This window comes from Rhizobium sp. AG207R (assembly GCF_027109195.1).
GTDB classification, from domain to species: domain Bacteria; phylum Pseudomonadota; class Alphaproteobacteria; order Rhizobiales; family Rhizobiaceae; genus Rhizobium; species Rhizobium dioscoreae.
Window position 1 is genome coordinate 47,646 of sequence record NZ_JAEPVT010000015.1, and the last position, 17,144, is coordinate 64,789.

General features: G+C 57.8%; 19 protein-coding genes. 10 read left to right on the forward strand and 9 right to left on the reverse strand.

Features of this window, described 5'->3' with window-relative positions; translation table 11 throughout:
* Nucleotides 1–27 precede the first annotated feature (27 nt).
* The 4 genes from JJQ51_RS29065 to JJQ51_RS29080 are packed head-to-tail and all read right to left on the reverse strand — an operon-like array spanning nt 28 to nt 2,790.
* Nucleotides 28–393: a helix-turn-helix domain-containing protein gene (locus JJQ51_RS29065; RefSeq protein ID WP_113333424.1), complete on the reverse strand. Its 366-nt coding sequence runs from the start codon at nt 391–393 to the stop codon at nt 28–30.
* The gene (locus JJQ51_RS29070; RefSeq protein ID WP_269245595.1) at nt 390–974 is read right to left on the reverse strand and encodes a Smr/MutS family protein; all 585 of its coding nucleotides are present in this window, start codon (nt 972–974) and stop codon (nt 390–392) included. Before JJQ51_RS29070 ends, JJQ51_RS29065 begins: the two co-directional genes overlap by 4 nt.
* Nucleotides 974–2,092: a murein transglycosylase A gene (gene mltA, locus JJQ51_RS29075; RefSeq protein ID WP_113395796.1), complete on the reverse strand. Its 1,119-nt coding sequence runs from the start codon at nt 2,090–2,092 to the stop codon at nt 974–976. The genes JJQ51_RS29070 and mltA overlap by 1 nt, the downstream gene beginning before the upstream one ends.
* The gene (locus JJQ51_RS29080; RefSeq protein WP_113333427.1) at nt 2,089–2,790 is read right to left on the reverse strand and encodes a Tim44/TimA family putative adaptor protein; all 702 of its coding nucleotides are present in this window, start codon (nt 2,788–2,790) and stop codon (nt 2,089–2,091) included. The genes mltA and JJQ51_RS29080 overlap by 4 nt, the downstream gene beginning before the upstream one ends.
* A 146-nt stretch (nt 2,791–2,936) precedes the next feature.
* On the opposite strand from JJQ51_RS29080, the gene JJQ51_RS29085 reads away from it, so the two are divergent.
* A complete protein-coding gene (locus tag JJQ51_RS29085) occupies nt 2,937–3,455 on the forward strand; it encodes an FxsA family protein (protein WP_113333428.1) in 519 nt (172 codons plus the stop codon).
* 94 nt (nt 3,456–3,549) lie between these two features.
* On the forward strand, nt 3,550–4,032 hold the full coding sequence (secB, locus tag JJQ51_RS29090) for a protein-export chaperone SecB (protein WP_069613913.1): 483 nt from the start codon (nt 3,550–3,552) through the stop codon (nt 4,030–4,032).
* Nucleotides 4,033–4,106: 74 nt separating this feature from the next.
* On the opposite strand, the gene dnaQ is transcribed toward secB, so the two are convergent.
* The 5 genes from dnaQ to JJQ51_RS29115 are packed head-to-tail and all read right to left on the reverse strand — an operon-like array spanning nt 4,107 to nt 7,746.
* Nucleotides 4,107–4,823, reverse strand: coding sequence for a DNA polymerase III subunit epsilon (dnaQ, locus tag JJQ51_RS29095; RefSeq protein WP_113389659.1), 717 nt, complete (start codon nt 4,821–4,823; stop codon nt 4,107–4,109).
* Between the two features lie 17 nt (nt 4,824–4,840).
* Nucleotides 4,841–5,440, reverse strand: a complete 600-nt coding sequence (coaE, locus tag JJQ51_RS29100; protein ID WP_269245596.1) for a dephospho-CoA kinase — start codon at nt 5,438–5,440, stop codon at nt 4,841–4,843.
* A 1-nt stretch (nt 5,441) separates the two neighbouring features.
* On the reverse strand, nt 5,442–6,299 hold the full coding sequence (locus tag JJQ51_RS29105) for a shikimate dehydrogenase (RefSeq protein WP_113420571.1): 858 nt from the start codon (nt 6,297–6,299) through the stop codon (nt 5,442–5,444).
* Nucleotides 6,292–6,891 (reverse strand): Maf-like protein, encoded by a 600-nt coding sequence (locus tag JJQ51_RS29110; protein WP_113389661.1) that lies wholly within the window; start codon nt 6,889–6,891, stop codon nt 6,292–6,294. Before JJQ51_RS29110 ends, JJQ51_RS29105 begins: the two co-directional genes overlap by 8 nt.
* Nucleotides 6,892–6,924: 33 nt before the next feature.
* On the reverse strand, nt 6,925–7,746 hold the full coding sequence (locus tag JJQ51_RS29115; protein WP_113352854.1) for a pyruvate, water dikinase regulatory protein: 822 nt from the start codon (nt 7,744–7,746) through the stop codon (nt 6,925–6,927).
* 401 nt (nt 7,747–8,147) lie between these two features.
* Here JJQ51_RS29115 and hemE point away from each other — a divergent pair, with 401 nt between their 5' ends.
* The 8 genes from hemE to JJQ51_RS29155 all read left to right on the forward strand — a co-directional run bounded on the left by hemE (nt 8,148) and on the right by JJQ51_RS29155 (nt 17,034).
* Nucleotides 8,148–9,182, forward strand: coding sequence for a uroporphyrinogen decarboxylase (hemE, locus tag JJQ51_RS29120; RefSeq protein WP_113389662.1), 1,035 nt, complete (start codon nt 8,148–8,150; stop codon nt 9,180–9,182).
* Nucleotides 9,182–9,727, forward strand: coding sequence for a protoporphyrinogen oxidase HemJ (gene hemJ / locus JJQ51_RS29125; protein WP_173004663.1), 546 nt, complete (start codon nt 9,182–9,184; stop codon nt 9,725–9,727). The genes hemE and hemJ overlap by 1 nt, the downstream gene beginning before the upstream one ends.
* Before the next feature lie 198 nt (nt 9,728–9,925).
* Nucleotides 9,926–11,191, forward strand: a complete 1,266-nt coding sequence (gene rho / locus JJQ51_RS29130) for a transcription termination factor Rho (protein WP_004127423.1) — start codon at nt 9,926–9,928, stop codon at nt 11,189–11,191.
* 148 nt (nt 11,192–11,339) lie between these two features.
* Entirely contained in the window at nt 11,340–12,659 is a 1,320-nt protein-coding gene (gene mnmE / locus JJQ51_RS29135; protein WP_269245597.1) for a tRNA uridine-5-carboxymethylaminomethyl(34) synthesis GTPase MnmE, read from the forward strand.
* Between the two features lie 107 nt (nt 12,660–12,766).
* Nucleotides 12,767–14,647, forward strand: coding sequence for a tRNA uridine-5-carboxymethylaminomethyl(34) synthesis enzyme MnmG (gene mnmG / locus JJQ51_RS29140; RefSeq protein ID WP_113395817.1), 1,881 nt, complete (start codon nt 12,767–12,769; stop codon nt 14,645–14,647).
* A 29-nt stretch (nt 14,648–14,676) separates the two neighbouring features.
* Nucleotides 14,677–15,294, forward strand: a complete 618-nt coding sequence (gene rsmG, locus JJQ51_RS29145) for a 16S rRNA (guanine(527)-N(7))-methyltransferase RsmG (protein ID WP_113389664.1) — start codon at nt 14,677–14,679, stop codon at nt 15,292–15,294.
* Between the two features lie 21 nt (nt 15,295–15,315).
* On the forward strand, nt 15,316–16,113 hold the full coding sequence (locus JJQ51_RS29150) for a ParA family protein (RefSeq protein ID WP_075853352.1): 798 nt from the start codon (nt 15,316–15,318) through the stop codon (nt 16,111–16,113).
* A 36-nt stretch (nt 16,114–16,149) separates the two neighbouring features.
* On the forward strand, nt 16,150–17,034 hold the full coding sequence (locus JJQ51_RS29155) for a ParB/RepB/Spo0J family partition protein (RefSeq protein WP_113352850.1): 885 nt from the start codon (nt 16,150–16,152) through the stop codon (nt 17,032–17,034).
* Nucleotides 17,035–17,144: the final 110 nt, after the last annotated feature.

The following is a 17,144-nucleotide window of genomic DNA, read 5'->3' on the forward strand; positions in this document are numbered from 1 at the left end:
GTATAAAACAGGGGATTAAGGCGGTTTTCAGCCGGTTTTTCCGGCATTTTCCAGAACCTTTGACAGTTCGCGGATCGTTGCCGCGTCAAGGTTGCGGATCTTGCCGGCTAAGTGGTTGACAAAGGCCGTATATTCCGGTGCAAGCCCAGAGGTATCGACGACGACGCGCGGGTCGGAAAATCGCGCGAGCAGGAACAATTCCTCGGCCTCGTCCCAGATGATGTTGAAGTATCCGGCGATGCGCTGCAGGAGATCGAAGGTCGGCAGACCGCGCTTTCCGTGTTCTAAGGCGGATAAATAAGCCGGAGTCACGTTCAGCGCAGCCGCCATCTGCTTCTGCGAGACGCCCTTGCGCAGGCGCAGCTTGCGAACCGCTTCGCCGAACGGGGTCAAGGCTTCTCCCCTTTCAGGCGCGACAGGCGAATATAGAGCGCACCTTCGCCGCCATGATGCTGCGCTGCCGTCTCGTAGGACGATATCAAGAACCGGAATTCAGGTTTGGAGAACCACAGCGGCACGGCACGCTTCAGCGCCCCCTCGCTGCCCATGGAGCTGCCCTTACCTGTTATGACGAGCACATGGCGCAGGCCGCGGCTATGGGCGCGCATCAGGAAATCCAGAAGCATGCCATGGGCCTCGCTCTGGAAGAGGCCGTGAAGGTCGATCCTCGCCTCCAGCGCCAGATGACCCCTCGCGATCTTGCGCTTGACGGGACGTTCGAGCGGATGATGACGACCGGCGGGCTGCTTGGCCGGCGCCGGGGCTTCCTGCGTTTCAGCCGAGGGAGATACGGGTTTCGTCTTTGCAGCCCGGGTGCGTTCCTCGCTTTCGGTTTCTGCCTGCAGTGCGGCTTCGAAGGCCTCGATATCAGCCACGCGTCCTGGCATAGGGCGCGTGCTCTTGGCGACCTTACCCCAGAGGATGCGATCCTCCGCGCTGAGCTTTCGTTCCTTGTCCTTCCGTTCCGGGGCCATCAGCCGAACCTCTGCGCCGCCGCCTTCGGAATGAGTATATAAAAATCGGCATCGTTGCGCACGGTGCCGGCCAGCTCGCCTGCATCGTAGCCCGAACCGGTAAAGATATCCCCGCGCGCCGGCCCGACGATAGCGGAACCCGTATCGAGCGCCAGCATCAGCCGGGCGAAGGGCTTGCCGGCATCGAGATGGGTCAGGCTTTCAGACCGAATGAAGAAGGGAAAACCGAAAGTGTGAATGAGCCGGTCGACCGCAAGAGAACGGCCAGCCAGCAGCGGCACCTTCGCCGCTGCAATCGGCCCGAGAGCGGGATCGCTGACATCGGCCTCACGGAAGAAAATATAGGACCGATTGTGCCAGAGGACTTCATCGACCTGCTCCGGATGTGCGTAGAGCCAGTCGCGGATCGTCTGCATGGAGATCGTCGTGCGATCCAGCAGCCCACGGTCGATCAGCAAACGCCCGACGGCCGAGAAGGGATGACCAGCCTTGGCGGCATAGGTGATGCGGCCGAGGCGCCCGTCCGGATAGCGCAGACGCGCCGCGCCCTGTACATGCACGAAGAAGACGTCGACCTTGGATTTCGCCCAGGCAATTTCCAGCCCCTTGCCCTCGAGATAGCCCCGATCGATCTCGCCGCGGTCTGGATAGGTGGAAATTGCGCCACCCTGAAGCCTGCCGAACATGTAGGACGGATCAATTTCGGCGGGCCGGTTGCTATCATCCAAATCGATCAGATCATCCGGTCTGCGATAGAAGGGATACCGATAGGTTCCGTCTGGCACAGCCGAAACGGCTATTTCCGGCTCGAAGAAAGCGGTCACGAAACCACTGGCACCGCCATCCCGGCGAATGAAGAAAGGCTGGCAGTGCTCCTCGAAAAAAGCACGGGCTTCTGCCGCATTGCGCGGTTCCTTCCCTTCTGCGGCATCGAGGAGCGTCAGGAGATCGTCGGCCGTCAGTCCCACCGCACCCGTGCGATAGGGCTTCACATCGCGGATGTGAGTGCGACAGTCCTTCATGGCGCGAAAAAGGCTGGAAGGATCGTCCTCCTCCCAGCCCTTCAGATTGGCGAAGGTTACCGGCTCCAGCCTGAATTCCTGCGATGGGCTCGTCATTGTTCCGATTCGGTCGCCACGAGTTTCCAGTTCGGATCGCGCGAACGTGTGTCGCGCGCAAAGGTCCAGAGGTCGCTGATCTCGGCAACAGCTTCAGCATCGCCATCGATCAAGGTGCCAGCTTTGTCGTAGGTGGCAGAGATCATCTGGCTGATGATGCGCATGGTGATCAGGGCATCCGTGCCTTTCACTTCGGCGGTGACGATATCGGCCTTGTCGATGCCGACGAAGGTCGATTTGACCTTTTCACCCTTGGCTTCGCGATCGGCGATGGCGGCATCGAAGCCCTCATAGACCTCACGCGACAGCAGTCCCTTCAGCGACTTGCGATCGCCCTCGGCAAAGGCCATGACGATCATCTCATAGGCCATGCGGGCACCGTTGACGAATTCCTTCGGATTAAAGGAAGGATCGGCTTTGCTCACTTCGCGCAGCGAATCATTAAGCGGCGTGCCGGCCGGGGTGAAGGCATCGATGGCGGCAAAACGGTCTTCCTCTTCGGTGCCATCGCGCCGCGGCAAGGTCACCACCTTGCCGGCATCCGGCGGCGTCGGGCCGTTTACCGGATCTGCGGAGCCGTAGAGATCGCGCGGCGGCTTCTCATTTCCTGTGCGGCGGCCAAGAACGCTGCGCAGCTGAAAGAAGATCAGCACCGCCGCCACCAGGAAAAAGATCGTCACAAAGTCGTTTGCACCCATCTCGTATCGGAACCACCGTTAAAATTAAAAGATCAGTCCCCATATAGTCCGCATCGATCTATCATTCAAATAGCGGCCCGGTTTCTTTATTATATGCGAGAAACCAACGCTTACGCGAAGAAACCCGCTCTCAGGACCACCGTAACATGCGCCTATCACTTCTTCCTATCGTCGTTTTTCTGATGCCTCTGGCTGAAATCGCCGGATTCATCGTCGTCGGAAAGATGATCGGCGTCTGGGCGACACTGGGGCTCGTCATCCTCAGCGTATTACTCGGTGCCGCTCTTTTGAGGATACAGGGCATCGGTATTCTTCAGCGCATCTCGGCCGAAAGCCGCAACGGCGGCGATCCCGGCCGCGAGATGGTGCATGGCGCCATGATCGTCGTTGCCGCCTTCTTCCTGATGCTGCCCGGCTTCATCTCCGATATCATCGGCTTGCTGCTTTTCATCCCGGCCGTACGTGATCTCGCCTGGCAGGTTTTGCGCAAGCGCATCGTCGTCGTCGGCAATTCGCGGGCGTTCCGCCGCGGGCAAAGCCCGGGCGCCGGACCGCAAGGCCGGCCGAACAAACCCGGAAACGTCGTCGATCTCGACGAAGGCGATTTCCATCGGGAGCCGAACCGCAACTCGCCCTGGTCGGATCAAAAGCGGCTGGAAGACTAGACAACGGCCTCCGGAGCGCCGGAGCCATAAGGGTTGTAAGCCCCTTTTCTAAATGCTAGATGGCGACACCCATCGAGACGTGAGAGGACACCCCATGGCCAACGAGACCAACGGCAACGGTGCAGCCAGCCCGAGCCTCAGCATCCTTGCTCAGTACACCAAGGATCTTTCCTTCGAAAATCCGGGTGCTCCGCGCTCGCTCCAGGCCCGGGAAAATGCTCCCGACATCAATATCAATGTGAACGTCAACGCCAACCCGCTGTCGGATTCCGATTTCGACGTGGTCCTGACGCTGAGTGCCGAAGCCAAAGATGGCGAGCGCGTTCTCTTCCACACCGAGCTGGTTTATGGCGGCGTCTTCCGCGTGACCGGCTTCCCGCAGGAACACATGCTGCCGCTGCTCTTCATCGAATGCCCGCGCCTGCTGTTCCCCTTCGCACGTCAGATCATCGCCGACGTCACGCGCAATGGCGGCTTCCCGCCGCTGATGATCGACCCGATCGATTTTGCGCAGATGTTCACGCAGCGCATGGCCGAAGAACAGGCCCGCGCTCAGGTTTCGGCTGTTCCGAACTAAGATTTCCATCTCTTGGAAACAGAAATGCCCGGACACCAATCCGGGCATTTCTTTTTGTACGCGAGAAAAGCAATTTACTCGGATGTGCGATATTTGGACCAGATGCCCTTCGCGCCGAGCTTGCTGACCAGTGCAGCATGAGCCGAAAGCTCCTCCTCGCTCAGCCGAATGGGTAATGGATTGGGTCGAGTAAAGATATCGACGACCACCTCGCCAGCATCCTCACTCTGGCGCGAGCGCGCCGATGAACCGACAAAACTGCCGAGCCCGAGCGCCGTCTGCCGGCCACCGATCATCTCGATATAGACTTCGGCCAGCAGTTCGGAGTCGAGCAGCGCTCCATGTTTCGTGCGGTGCGAATTGTCGATGCCGTATCGACGGCAAAGCGCGTCCAGCGAATTCGGCCCCATCGGATGCTTGCGGCGCGCCATGGCGAGCGTATCGATCACCATGTCGGGCAGGATCGGCGGGCGGCCAAGCCTTGCGAACTCCGCGTTGACGAAGCCCATGTCGAAGGTGGCGTTGTGCGCGATCCATTTGGCGTCGCCGAAAAATTCAAGAATTTCGTCCGCGACGGTTTCGAAGAGGGGTTTGCCCGTCAGGAACTCATCGGTAATGCCGTGCACGGCCAGAGCATCGGGATGCACTTTGCGGTCGCCCGGATTGATATAGATGTGCAGCGTCTTTCCGGTCGGAAAATGGTTGAAGAGCTCGATGCCGCCGATTTCGATGATACGGTCAGCCCTGTTGTCGAGGCCGGTGGTTTCCGTATCGAAAATGATTTCGCGCATATCGAAACTCCGCTTTCCTATTTCTTGCTCTGCTGTTTGCGCCGCAGATCCGCGATGATCTCTTTGACCTGTTCGCCGGCCGCCTCGATGCTTCCACTCGTATCGATGACGTAATCGGCGCGTGCCCGCTTTTCCGCATCCGGCGTCTGGCGGGAGAGAATCATGTTGAATTTTTCCTCCGTCATGCCCGGTCGAGCAAGCACCCTCTCCCGCTGAATCTGTGGATCACAGCTGACGACGACGATCTTATCCAATCGCTTGTCGGCGCCGGTTTCGAAGAGCAGCGGGATATCCAGCACCACCATATCGGCGCCGGCCTTGCGCTGACGTTCCAGAAACTGACGCTCGCGATCGCGCACCAGCGGATGAACGATGGCTTCGAGACGCCTGAAGCCAGAGGGATCGCCAGCAAGCTTTCGGCTTAGCTTCTGCCGATCGACCCTGCCGTCAGCCGTTGTCCCGGGGAAAGCAGCTTCGACCAAGGGAACGGCTTCGCCGCTATAGAGATCATGCACGACCGCATCGGAATCGTTCACCGGGATTCCGGCTTCAACGAAGAGTTTCGCCGAGGTCGACTTTCCCATACCGATCGATCCCGTCAGTCCGATCCTGATCATGCTAGTGCTTTTCCATATCGGCGATGATCAATGCCCTCAAGGTTTCATCGACCGCAGGACGCTTTCCGAACCATTTTTCAAAGCCCGGCACGGCCTGGTGCAGCAACATGCCAAGACCATCGACGATGGCGAAGCCCTGCTCCTCGGCCTGAGCGAGAAGCGGCGTCTTCAGCGGTACATAGACAATGTCGGTGACGACGGCGTCTTCCACAAGAGGAGAGAAATCGATCCGGGGTGCCACTTCGCCATCCATGCCGAGCGAGGTCGTATTGATAAAGAGGCCGGCACCCTGCATGACCTCGCCGAGTGCGGCCATCGGATGCGCATGAACCCTCGCGCCAAAGCGATCCGCCAGTTCCTGCGCTCGCTGAACCGTGCGGTTGACCACATGGATTTCCTTGAAGCGGCGGTCGCGCACCGCCTGGATGACAGCGCGGCTGGCACCTCCTGCTCCGAGGATGACCGCACGATCATTGCGATCCCAACCGGGATGACGCTCGTCGAGATTCGCTGTGAAGCCGCGGCCATCGGTATTCGTTGCATGCAGCTTGCCATTTTCAAGCCACAGGGTGTTGGACGCGCCCAATTCTTCCGAAAGTTCGTCGGGCCTATCGGCGAGCTTGAAGGCTGCTTCCTTATGAGGGATGGTGACGTTGCCGCCGACGAAGCCGCTGGAACCATCCTTCAAGGATGAGATGAAGGCTTCGAAAGCCTCTACGGGAACTTCGTGTGCCCGGTAGCTACCGGCAAGCCCGAGCTGCTTCAGCCAGTAACCGTGGATCAAGGGCGAGCGCGAATGCCGGACCGGATAACCCGTTACGAAAGCGTTTACGCTCTGTGTTTCACGTGAATCATCCATCGATCGTCCCCAACTCTCGCAGTTTTTCCAGAAGCGGCAGCATCGGCAAACCGACGATGGTGAAATAATCGCCGTCGACTTTCGAGAAAAGCTGGATGCCCTCGCCCTCAAGCTGATAGGCGCCGACGCTCGACAATGCCTTTTCCCCGACGCGGCTCAGATGTCGATGGATGAAATCGGCCGGCAGCTCCCGCATGGTCAGATCGGCGTGGGATACATGCTCCCAGATGATGTCGCCGTTGCGTGCCAAAGCGATGGCGCTGTTCAGCCGATGGGTTTTACCCGATAGTGTCCGCAGATGATTTTCCGCCTCGGCCATCGACTTCGGCTTGTGAAAGACCTGAGCACCGAGCGACATGGTCTGATCCGAACCGATCACGAGCGATCCGGGGAAGCGATCGCTCACCTCTTTTGCCTTCGCCTTTGCCAGCACGAGCGCGACAGCATCCGGGCTGGCACCACCCATTTCCAGGGGTGCTTCGATCACGCGCTCGTCGATATCGGCAGCAATAGCCTGAAAATGCAGTCCAGCATTTTCCATCAGCATCCGGCGGAACGGACTGGACGATGCGAGGATAAGGGGCGAGGTCATGACGGCTGCCTCCGAGATAATCATGTGCAGCGCTTAGCGCAGCTTGGGTCGGAGGGCAACAATCGCGGCAGCAGTCTCTTCGATCGAACGACGCGTGACATCGATGATCGGCCAGTTATGTCTGGCGCAGAGCGAGCGGGCATATTTCAGCTCTTCGGAGATGGCGGCCCGATCGGTGTAGTCGCCGCGGTCGAAGCCAGGAGTCGTACCGAGGATGCGATTTTCGCGAACCTGCGAGATCCGGTCTGTCGTCGCCACCAATCCGACGATCAACGGCTTTGTCGCCTTGATCAGGCTTTCCGGTAATGGCACGCCGTGGACGATCGGAATATTGGCCGTCTTGATGCCGCGGTTCGCCAGATAGATGCTCGTCGGTGTTTTCGAGGTGCGGCTGATACCAATGATGACGACATCGGCATCATCATAGTCATCGGGCATCTGGCCGTCGTCATGATCCATGGTGAAGTTCAACGCTTCGATGCGGGCGAAATAATCCGCATTCATCACATGCTGCGCGCCGACGCGCCGACGCGACGCCGTGCCGAGATAGGTCTGGAAGACGTTCATGACCGGCTCGAGAACATTGACGGATGGTACGCCCATCTCCCTGCAGCGCTCGGCGATGAAATCGGCAAGTTCGCGATCGACGATCGTATAGAGGACAATGCCGGGGCTGTGATCGATCGCTTCCAATACAGGCAGAAGCTGCTTGCGATTTCTGATCAGCGGATAGACGTGCTCAATCGGCTGGCTAGCATGGAATTGCACAGAGGCAGCGCGGCCGGCGGAGATGAGAGTCTCGCCCGTTGAGTCAGAAATCAGGTGCAGATGAAAGAAGCTCGTCCGGTTTTCCACGCTACTTTCCGTCGCCTGTTGATATCTCGGGAGAAAAGAGAGGTACGGGAAGGGTGCCATCTTGGGCAAGTGGAAAACGGCCGAGTTTTCCACATTTGGAATTTTCGAGAGATGGCTTTCGCAGTGGCTGTGAGCAATGTGGATAAGATCGACAACACCTCGCCCATCCCCGACTTGTCCCCAGATGGCGAAAAGCCGAATTTCTCTTCAACCTCCTCAAAAGATTGAAAAATCGCCTCTCTTATCCACATATTGGCTTGCGATCTCGAAATCTCTCCAAATTTATGCGCGAGGCGCGACAAATTGGACAGGCAAGGGATGAACTTTAATCCTTGCTACTCACCGACTCTAAGAAATAGAAACCTTTCAATATATGTTTGGTTTTATATAGGACGACGTCTGTGACCGATGAACGCCGGAAGATCATGCGGGTCTTGAGCGGAGAAACGCTCACCCCTCCCCCGCTCTGGCTGATGAGACAGGCAGGCCGTTATCTACCCGAATATCGTGAAACGCGTGCGAAGGCGGGAAGCTTTCTCGATCTCTGTTATTCGCCGGATCACGCCGTCGAAGTGACGCTGCAGCCAATCCGCCGTTATGGCTTTGATGCGGCCATTCTCTTCTCCGATATTCTCGTCATCCCCGATGCGCTGAAGCGGAATGTTCGTTTCACCGAAGGACATGGGCCGGAAATGGACCCGATCAACGAGACGGGCATCATGGCTTTGAAACCGGAGGGCATCACGGCGTATCTGGAGCCTGTCATGGAGACGGTGCGCCGGCTGCGGCAGGACTTGCCTCAGGAAACCACGCTTCTCGGCTTCTGCGGCGCTCCCTGGACCGTTGCGACCTATATGATCGCCGGACACGGCACGCCGGATCAGGCCCCTGCGCGGCTATTTGCCTATCGCTATCCCAAGGCCTTCGAACACCTGCTGATGCTGCTTGCCGACATATCAGCCGATTACCTCGTGGCGCAAATCGATGCCGGTGCGGATGCCGTGCAGATTTTCGATTCCTGGGCTGGTGTGCTTGGTGAGAAGGAATTCGAGGCTTTTGCCGTCAAACCGGTCGCGAAGATGATCGCATCGATCAAGGCGCGGCGGCCACAGGCTCGGGTGATCGCCTTCGCCAAGGGTGCGGGCTATCTCTTGAAAACCTATCGGCAGAAGACGGGTGCCGATGCGATCGGCCTCGACTGGTCGGTGCCTTTGGCCTTTGCTCGGGAACTGCAGAAGGACGGGCCGGTGCAGGGCAATCTCGATCCGATGCGCGTGGTTGCCGGCGGCAAGGCTTTGGACGACGGTATCGACGATATCCTGCAGCAACTCGGAAATGGCCCGCTGATTTTCAATCTCGGGCATGGGATCACGCCGCAGGCCGATCCGGCCAATGTGGCGGCGCTGGTCGAACGCGTGCGGGGATGGAGGAGCTGATGACGGTGGAAAAGCAGACGGATTCCGCGCCGGGCCAGAAGGCCGGACGGCGGGCCTATTTCATGATCCTGATCTTTGCGGTGCTGGCGATCGGTCTGTTCGCCTGGCATCCGGCCGATCTCTATCTCTGGATCAAGGCTTTGCACATCATCGCCGTCATCTCGTGGATGGCCGGCATGTTCTATCTGCCTCGGCTGTTTGTCTATCACACCGATGCCGCGCCGGGATCGCAGCAATCCGAGACCTTCAAGGTGATGGAGCAGCGTCTGCTGCGCTATATCATCAACCCGGCGATGATCCTGACCTGGATATTCGGGCTTTATCTTGCCTGGTCTGTCTATGATTTCCAGGGCGGCTGGCTGCACGCCAAGATCGGACTTGTTGTGCTGCTATCGGCCGTTCACGGCCATTTCAGCGCTGCAGTGCGCGCCTTCGCCAGGGATGAAAACAAGCGCTCGGCGCGTTATTGGCGAATGATGAACGAGGCGCCGACGCTGTTGATGATCGCAATCGTCATTCTTGTAGTCGTCAAGCCATTTGCATGAGGTGGGGCTGTATTAGGCGTGATGTAAAATTTCTTTCATTTTGCGTGCCCCCCTTGCGGTTCAGAAAGTGAGTCGCTATTTTCCCGCCATCTTCTCTTCGTGGCATGTATCCATTCTGTCGCCCGCGAGCGCCCCTATCGCGGTTCTGAATACGAACAACATTGCCTTTCCCCTCCTAAAAAATGAGTAATTCCCTTCATGGCTGAAATGAAGCTTCAGGAACTGAAAAATAAATCCCCGACCGATCTTCTGGCCTTTGCCGAATCGCTCGAGGTGGAAAACGCCAGCACGATGCGCAAACAGGAATTGATGTTTGCGATCCTGAAGGTACTGGCGAGCCAGGACGTAGAAATCATCGGCGAGGGCGTCGTCGAGGTTCTGCAGGATGGCTTCGGTTTCTTGCGTTCCGCTAACGCAAACTATCTTCCCGGTCCGGACGACATCTATATTTCCCCCTCCCAGATCCGCCGCTTCTCCTTGAAGACGGGCGATACGGTCGAGGGACCGATCCGCGGACCGAAGGAAGGCGAGCGCTATTTCGCGCTGCTGAAAGTCAACACCATCAATTTTGATGATCCCGAAAAGATCCGTCACAAGGTTCACTTTGACAATCTGACGCCGCTCTATCCGAACGAGCGTTTCCGTATGGAACTCGACGTTCCCACTTCGAAGGATCTTTCGCCCCGCGTGATCGATCTCGTGGCGCCGCTCGGCAAGGGCCAGCGCGGCCTGATCGTCGCACCGCCGCGTACGGGCAAAACCGTCCTGCTGCAGAATATCGCCCATTCCATTACCGCCAATCATCCGGACTGCTACCTGATCGTTCTCCTGATTGACGAGCGTCCGGAAGAAGTGACTGATATGCAGCGCTCCGTGCGCGGCGAAGTCATCTCGTCGACCTTCGACGAGCCGGCCGTGCGCCACGTCCAGGTTGCCGAAATGGTCATCGAGAAGGCCAAGCGCCTGGTCGAGCATGGCCGTGATGTCGTCATCCTGCTCGATTCGATCACCCGCCTTGGCCGCGCCTATAACACCGTGGTCCCCTCTTCCGGTAAGGTTCTGACCGGCGGTGTCGACGCCAATGCCCTGCAGCGCCCGAAGCGCTTCTTCGGTGCTGCGCGTAACATCGAAGAAGGCGGCTCGCTGACCATCATTGCGACGGCCCTGATCGATACCGGCAGCCGTATGGACGAAGTGATCTTCGAAGAATTCAAGGGCACCGGTAACTCGGAAATCGTGCTTGACCGCAAGGTTGCCGATAAGCGCATCTTCCCCGCGATGGATATCCTCAAGTCCGGTACGCGTAAGGAAGACCTGCTGGTGCCGCGCCAGGATCTGCAGAAGATCTTCGTTCTTCGCCGTATCCTCGCGCCGATGGGCACGACCGACGCGATCGAGTTCCTGATCGACAAGCTCAAGCAGACAAAGAACAACCCGGATTTCTTCGATTCGATGAATACGTAATCCTTAGCCGGATTCGTTATATTGCCGCTTCAGCGGTGCTTCCATGCTGTTATGATCGGGCTGCGAATTGCAGCCCGATTTTGTTTTGTGGGATCGGAAGTCGGGTTCAAGGGTCGCTCGACAATCGATTCGGATGCGGATCAATCTTATGTTGACGATGAATGAGACGATCTATGCTTTGTCCAGCGGCGGTCTACCGGCCGGCGTTGCTGTGATCCGTATCAGCGGAAGTCAGGCGCTCCGTGTTGCCGAATCCCTTGCCGGTACGCTGCCGCAGCCGAGGCAGGCCGCGCTGAGAACGATTCGGACTCGTAACGGTCTGGTGATAGACCGCGGCATTGTCCTGATTTTTCCTGGTCCAGCCTCTTTTACGGGCGAAGATTGCGTTGAGATTCATGTCCACGGCGGTAAAGCTGTGGTGAACGTGCTTCTGGAAGAGCTCTCGACCTTCGGGCCTTGCCGAATGGCGGAACATGGTGAGTTTTCGCGGCGCGCACTCGAGAATGGAAAGATGGATCTGGTAGAGGTGGAAGGCCTTGCCGATCTCATTGGCGCGGAAACGGAGATGCAGCGCCGGCTTGCGCTGGAGCATGCGGCCGGCGGGCTGTCGGATCTCTATAACGGTTGGGCCGACAGGCTGACCCGGGCACGCGCCCTGATCGAGGCGGAACTCGATTTCGCCGATGAAGACGATGTGCCTGGTTCGGTCTCCGATATGGTATGGGCCGAGATGAAGCGGCTGCGTCTTGAAATTTCCGACCATCTCGCAGGCGCCGATCTCGGCGAGATCATCCGGGATGGCTTGAAGGTGGTCATTGCAGGCGCGCCAAATGCTGGCAAGTCCAGTCTCATGAATGCCTTGGCAAAGCGCGAGGTGGCGATCGTCACCGATATCGCCGGCACGACCCGTGACGTATTACATGTCGATCTGAATATAGAAGGGTATGCCGTCAAGCTTTATGATACGGCTGGGTTGCGGGATACGGATGAGGTGGTGGAGCGTGAGGGCATTCGTCGGGCACTGCGGACGGTTGCGGATGCGGACCTTGTTCTGTCTCTGGCCGAGATTGGCGGTGAGGCACAGCGGAGTTTTCCGGGTTTTACCGGCAAGGTCCTGACTGTCGGTACGAAAGCCGATATTCGCGCCGGGAAAACCAATCAATATGATTTGCTGATCTCCTCGACCACCGGCTCAGGCCTGGCGGAATTGCATAACCTTCTGCGGCAGGATCTGCAGGCCCGTTCTGGGGCGCTATCGCTCGCTTTGCCGAGTCGACTGCGTCATCGCACCCTACTTGCAGAGAGCCTTGATGCAATTGAGGCTGCGCTAGGTTCGGAAGATCGCGGCCTGGATATCAGAGCCGAATACCTAAGACGGGCGGCCACAAGCCTCGGACGCATCACCGGCCGCGTCGATGTGGAAGATTTGCTGGACGTGATCTTCTCAGAATTCTGCATAGGAAAATGATTCACGTGAAACAGAGAGTCATATACTCTCGCTAGACGTTTCACGTGAAACCTTCTTGACTCCTGAAATTGGTGTGCCAAACAAGCGGCACGACCGAGGACCTGATGATGTTCGATAAAGCGTATGATGTGATCGTTGTGGGTGGCGGCCATGCGGGCAGCGAGGCTGCAGCTGCGGCCGCACGCCTCGGTGCGCGCACGGCATTGATAACACATAAGCGCGACACGATCGGTGTGATGTCCTGCAATCCCGCCATTGGCGGTCTCGGCAAAGGCCACCTGGTCCGGGAAATTGACGCTCTCGACGGTTTAATGGGTCGTGTTGCGGATGCTGCCGGCATCCAGTTCCGTATGCTCAACCGCAAGAAGGGTCCCGCCGTACGCGGTCCGCGCACTCAGGCGGACCGCAAGCTCTATCGTCTAGCCATGCAGGCGGAAATCGGCGCAATTGATAATCTTGATGTTATCGAGGGCGATGCTTTCGATCTTACCTTCGAGCACGGCAGGGTGTCCGCGGTGATCCTGAAGGACGGGCGAGCCATTCGCTGCGGAGCTGTTGTTCTGACCACAGGCACTTTTCTCCGCGGTCTCATTCATATCGGCGACAAGAAGATCCCGGCGGGCCGTGTTGGCGAAGAGCCGTCGCTTGGGCTTTCTGCCACATTGCTGCGACACGGCCTTGCTCTGGGGCGATTGAAAACTGGAACGCCTGCTCGCCTTGACGGAACGACCATCGATTGGAATTCCGTCGGACGTCAGGGGGCGGACGAAGATCCAACACCCTTCTCTTTCATGACCGATTCCATCGTGAATCCTCAGATCGAATGCGGGGTAACCCGAACCACGTCCGAAACCCACAGGATCATTGCTGAAAACCTGAAGCGTTCAGCAATGTATTCTGGTCAGATTGAAGGCGTCGGACCACGCTATTGCCCCTCGATCGAAGACAAGATCGTCAAATTCGGCGAACGCGACGGTCATCAAATCTTCCTTGAGCCGGAGGGATTGGATGATAGCACGGTCTATCCAAACGGCATATCGACCTCCCTGCCCGAGGATGTTCAGGATGAATTTATCAAGACCATTCCGGGTCTGGAACGAGTCCGTATTCTCCAGCACGCCTATGCCATCGAGTATGACCACGTCGATCCGCGCGAATTGAAGCTGTCCCTCGAAGTGGAAAAGATTCCGGGACTTTTCCTAGCGGGCCAGATCAACGGCACGACGGGCTATGAGGAAGCTGGAGCTCAAGGTCTCGTCGCCGGGCTGAATGCCGCGCGTCTCGCCAGCGGTGGCAAAGCCATCGAGTTCAGCCGAACGGAATCCTATATCGGTGTGATGATCGACGATTTGACCTCTCGGGGTGTGGCGGAGCCGTATCGTATGTTCACGTCCCGTGCGGAATATCGCTTGTCGCTCCGCGCTGACAATGCTGACGTCCGTCTTACGCCCGTCGGACTGGCCTTGGGCTGCGTCGGTTTCAGCCGTGCAGCGCGTTTCGGGCAATATGTAAAGAGGCTTGAACAGGCGCGTGACCAGCTGAGAAGTCTGACGGTAACACCGAACGAAGCCGAAAAGGCAGGTATGCATCTTAACAAGGACGGTCAGCGGCGTTCGGCCTATGAGCTTCTTTCTCATCCTGGTCAATCCGTAGAGAACCTGTCGCGGCTATGGCCGGAATTGCAGTCCATCGAGGGTAACATAGCCGAGGCCATCGAGATCGAGGCGGCTTATGCCGTCTATATGGATCGCCAGACAGCCGATATCGTTCAGGCCCGCAGGGAAGAAGAGCGCGTCATTCCGGCGGAATTTGATTTTTCGGTTCTTTCAGGATTGTCCAATGAGCTGAAACAGAAGCTGGAAGCAGCCCGGCCGAAGAATATCTCCCAGGCCTCGCGAATCGACGGTATGACGCCGGCGGCTATTTCTTTGTTATTGGCTTATCTGAGGAAAATGAGCGTGTCGGAAGAACAGAAGCTCGTTTCCTGACAATACTACAAGGTTAGAGAGTCCATGGCATGGAACTGAACGGTGTACGTGTTTCACGTGAAACACAGGAACGGCTGCAGCATTTTGCGCAGCTTTTCCAGAAATGGGCGAAGACCATCAATCTTGTTGCGCCATCCACGATTGACGATCTCTGGCGCCGTCACATCGCGGATAGTGCGCAGATTTTCCAGCTGCATCCGACAACGGATCATTGGGTAGATTTGGGGAGTGGTGGTGGATTTCCCGGTGTGATAACGGCAATCCTGTTGGCGGAAAAAGGTGCGGGGCACGTCGATCTGGTTGAAAGCAATCAGAAAAAAGCTGCTTTTCTGCGTGTCTGCCTGCGGGAATGCGCGGCCCGGGGCGCTGTTCATGCCATTCGCATCGAAGAGGCACCGGCAGCGATCCAGGCCTGCGACGTTATCTCAGCGCGGGCTCTTGCGGAGCTCGAAATCTTGCTGGACTACGCAGCCCCCTGGCTCGAGCGCAACGAAAATCTGCGCCTCTTCCTGCACAAAGGCCGGGATTACGAACGCGAGCTGCAGAAAGCCCGTGGTCGTTGGCAATTCGATCTGGTAAAACATCAGAGTGTCGTTGAGCGAGATTCCGTCATTCTGGAGCTTAGTCGCCTTCGGCGCCTGATTTAACCATAATTGGATGTGCGGCAGATGATCGGCGAGCGAAACCGGATTATTACCATCGCAAATCAAAAGGGCGGCGTCGGCAAGACCACGACCGCGATCAATCTGGCGACAGCTCTTGCCGCCATTGGTGAGCGCGTCCTGATTGTCGATCTCGATCCCCAAGGCAATGCCAGCACGGGGTTGGGCATCGAGCGGCGTGACCGCAAGCTGTCTTCCTACGATCTATTGGTGGGTAGCCACGGGATCATGGATACGGTTCAGGAGACGGCCGTTCCGAATCTCTTCATCGTGCCATCGACCATGGATCTGCTTGGTGTTGAGATGGAGATCGCGCAGCAACCGGACCGCGTTTTCAAGCTGCGGCGCGCGCTGAATGCGTCGGATGCCCTCGCCTTTTCCTATATTCTGGTGGACTGCCCGCCTTCCTTTAACCTTCTGACGATGAATGCAATGGCCGCGGCGCATTCTGTTTTGGTGCCTTTACAGTGCGAATTTTTCGCCCTGGAAGGCCTTAGCCAGCTGCTGGAGACGGTCGATCAGGTAAGGCGCACGGTCAACCCGTCCCTCGATATCCAGGGAATCGTCTTGACCATGTTCGATTCCCGCAACAATCTAGCGCAGCAGGTTGTCACCGATGTACGGACTCATCTTGGCGAGAAGGTCTACCATACGTTGATTCCACGCAACGTCCGCGTGTCCGAGGCGCCGTCCTACGGCAAGCCCGCCATTCTTTACGACCTGAAGTGCGCGGGCAGCCAGGCCTATCTGCAGCTCGCTTCGGAAGTAATCCAAAGAGAGCGGCAGCGAAAAGCTGCCGCCTGATATGACGTAGTATTTGTTCCAGAGTGAGTATCGGCGATGAATGATGATCTTTCGAAGCGGCGTCTCGGGCGCGGACTGGCGGCTCTCATCGGGGAGATGGATCAGCCGACGCCCGTGGATGCCGGCAGACCGGCGGTCAATCCCGATCGCCTGGTGCCGATCGAATTCATCAGCCGCAATCCACGTAATCCTCGCCGCTATTTCGACGAGACCGAGCTGCATGATCTCGCCAGCTCCATTCGCCAGCACGGCATCGTGCAGCCGGTCGTGGTCCGCACCATTTCTTCCGATCGCTATGAGATCATTGCCGGTGAACGGCGCTGGCGAGCGGCACAGCTTGCGGGTCTGATCGAAATTCCAGTGATCGTTCGCGACGTCGATGATAAGACCGCGCTTGAGATCGCCATTGTCGAGAATGTGCAACGCGCGGACCTCAATCCTTTGGAAGAGGCGCTCGGTTACGAGCAACTGATCGCAGAACACGGCTATACACAAAACGATCTTGGCGAAATCATCGGCAAGAGCCGCAGCCATGTCGCCAACTCTCTGCGTCTGTTGAAGCTTCCTGACCCGGTACGCGATATGCTTGCCGCAGGCTCGCTTTCCGCCGGCCATGCCCGCGCTCTCGTTTCGACCTCCGATCCGACCGCGCTGGCGCGAACTGTTGTTTCCAAGGGCTTGTCAGTTCGCGATGCCGAACGTCTCGCGCAAAATGACATCAAGGCTCAGAACGACCCCCGCCCCGCTGGCGTACGCAGGGATGAGAAGGATTCCGATACGCTGGCGCTCGAGCGTACGCTGTCTGACACGCTAGGTCTCGATGTTTCCATCAATCATCGCGGCAATGGTGGCCAGGTGAAGATCAGCTATAAGACGCTGGAACAACTCGAGGAAATTTGCCGGCTTCTGGAGCGCCGCTAAGACGGCTCTGCTCTGTATGGAACGTCAAATGGTTCCCGCTGTTTGCTTCTCCACAATTGTGCGGAAGGTTACTATAGTCCTGTAAAAACAATTGGATAGGCTGCTGCGGC

Bases quoted from the DNA above. Each gene is read 5' to 3' on its own strand.
- JJQ51_RS29070 (WP_269245595.1), bottom strand. From the start codon at position 974: ATGGCCCCGGAACGGAAGGACAAGGAACGAAAGCTCAGCGCGGAGGAT.
- mltA (WP_113395796.1), bottom strand. From the start codon at position 2,092: ATGACGAGCCCATCGCAGGAATTCAGGCTGGAGCCGGTAACCTTCGCC.
- JJQ51_RS29080 (WP_113333427.1), bottom strand. From the start codon at position 2,790: ATGGGTGCAAACGACTTTGTGACGATCTTTTTCCTGGTGGCGGCGGTG.
- JJQ51_RS29085 (WP_113333428.1), top strand. From the start codon at position 2,937: ATGCGCCTATCACTTCTTCCTATCGTCGTTTTTCTGATGCCTCTGGCT.
- secB (WP_069613913.1), top strand. From the start codon at position 3,550: ATGGCCAACGAGACCAACGGCAACGGTGCAGCCAGCCCGAGCCTCAGC.
- dnaQ (WP_113389659.1), bottom strand. From the start codon at position 4,823: ATGCGCGAAATCATTTTCGATACGGAAACCACCGGCCTCGACAACAGG.
- coaE (WP_269245596.1), bottom strand. From the start codon at position 5,440: ATGATCAGGATCGGACTGACGGGATCGATCGGTATGGGAAAGTCGACC.
- JJQ51_RS29105 (WP_113420571.1), bottom strand. From the start codon at position 6,299: ATGGATGATTCACGTGAAACACAGAGCGTAAACGCTTTCGTAACGGGT.
- JJQ51_RS29110 (WP_113389661.1), bottom strand. From the start codon at position 6,891: ATGACCTCGCCCCTTATCCTCGCATCGTCCAGTCCGTTCCGCCGGATG.
- hemJ (WP_173004663.1), top strand. From the start codon at position 9,182: ATGACGGTGGAAAAGCAGACGGATTCCGCGCCGGGCCAGAAGGCCGGA.
- rho (WP_004127423.1), top strand. From the start codon at position 9,926: ATGGCTGAAATGAAGCTTCAGGAACTGAAAAATAAATCCCCGACCGAT.
- mnmE (WP_269245597.1), top strand. From the start codon at position 11,340: ATGTTGACGATGAATGAGACGATCTATGCTTTGTCCAGCGGCGGTCTA.
- mnmG (WP_113395817.1), top strand. From the start codon at position 12,767: ATGTTCGATAAAGCGTATGATGTGATCGTTGTGGGTGGCGGCCATGCG.
- rsmG (WP_113389664.1), top strand. From the start codon at position 14,677: ATGGAACTGAACGGTGTACGTGTTTCACGTGAAACACAGGAACGGCTG.
- JJQ51_RS29150 (WP_075853352.1), top strand. From the start codon at position 15,316: ATGATCGGCGAGCGAAACCGGATTATTACCATCGCAAATCAAAAGGGC.
- JJQ51_RS29155 (WP_113352850.1), top strand. From the start codon at position 16,150: ATGAATGATGATCTTTCGAAGCGGCGTCTCGGGCGCGGACTGGCGGCT.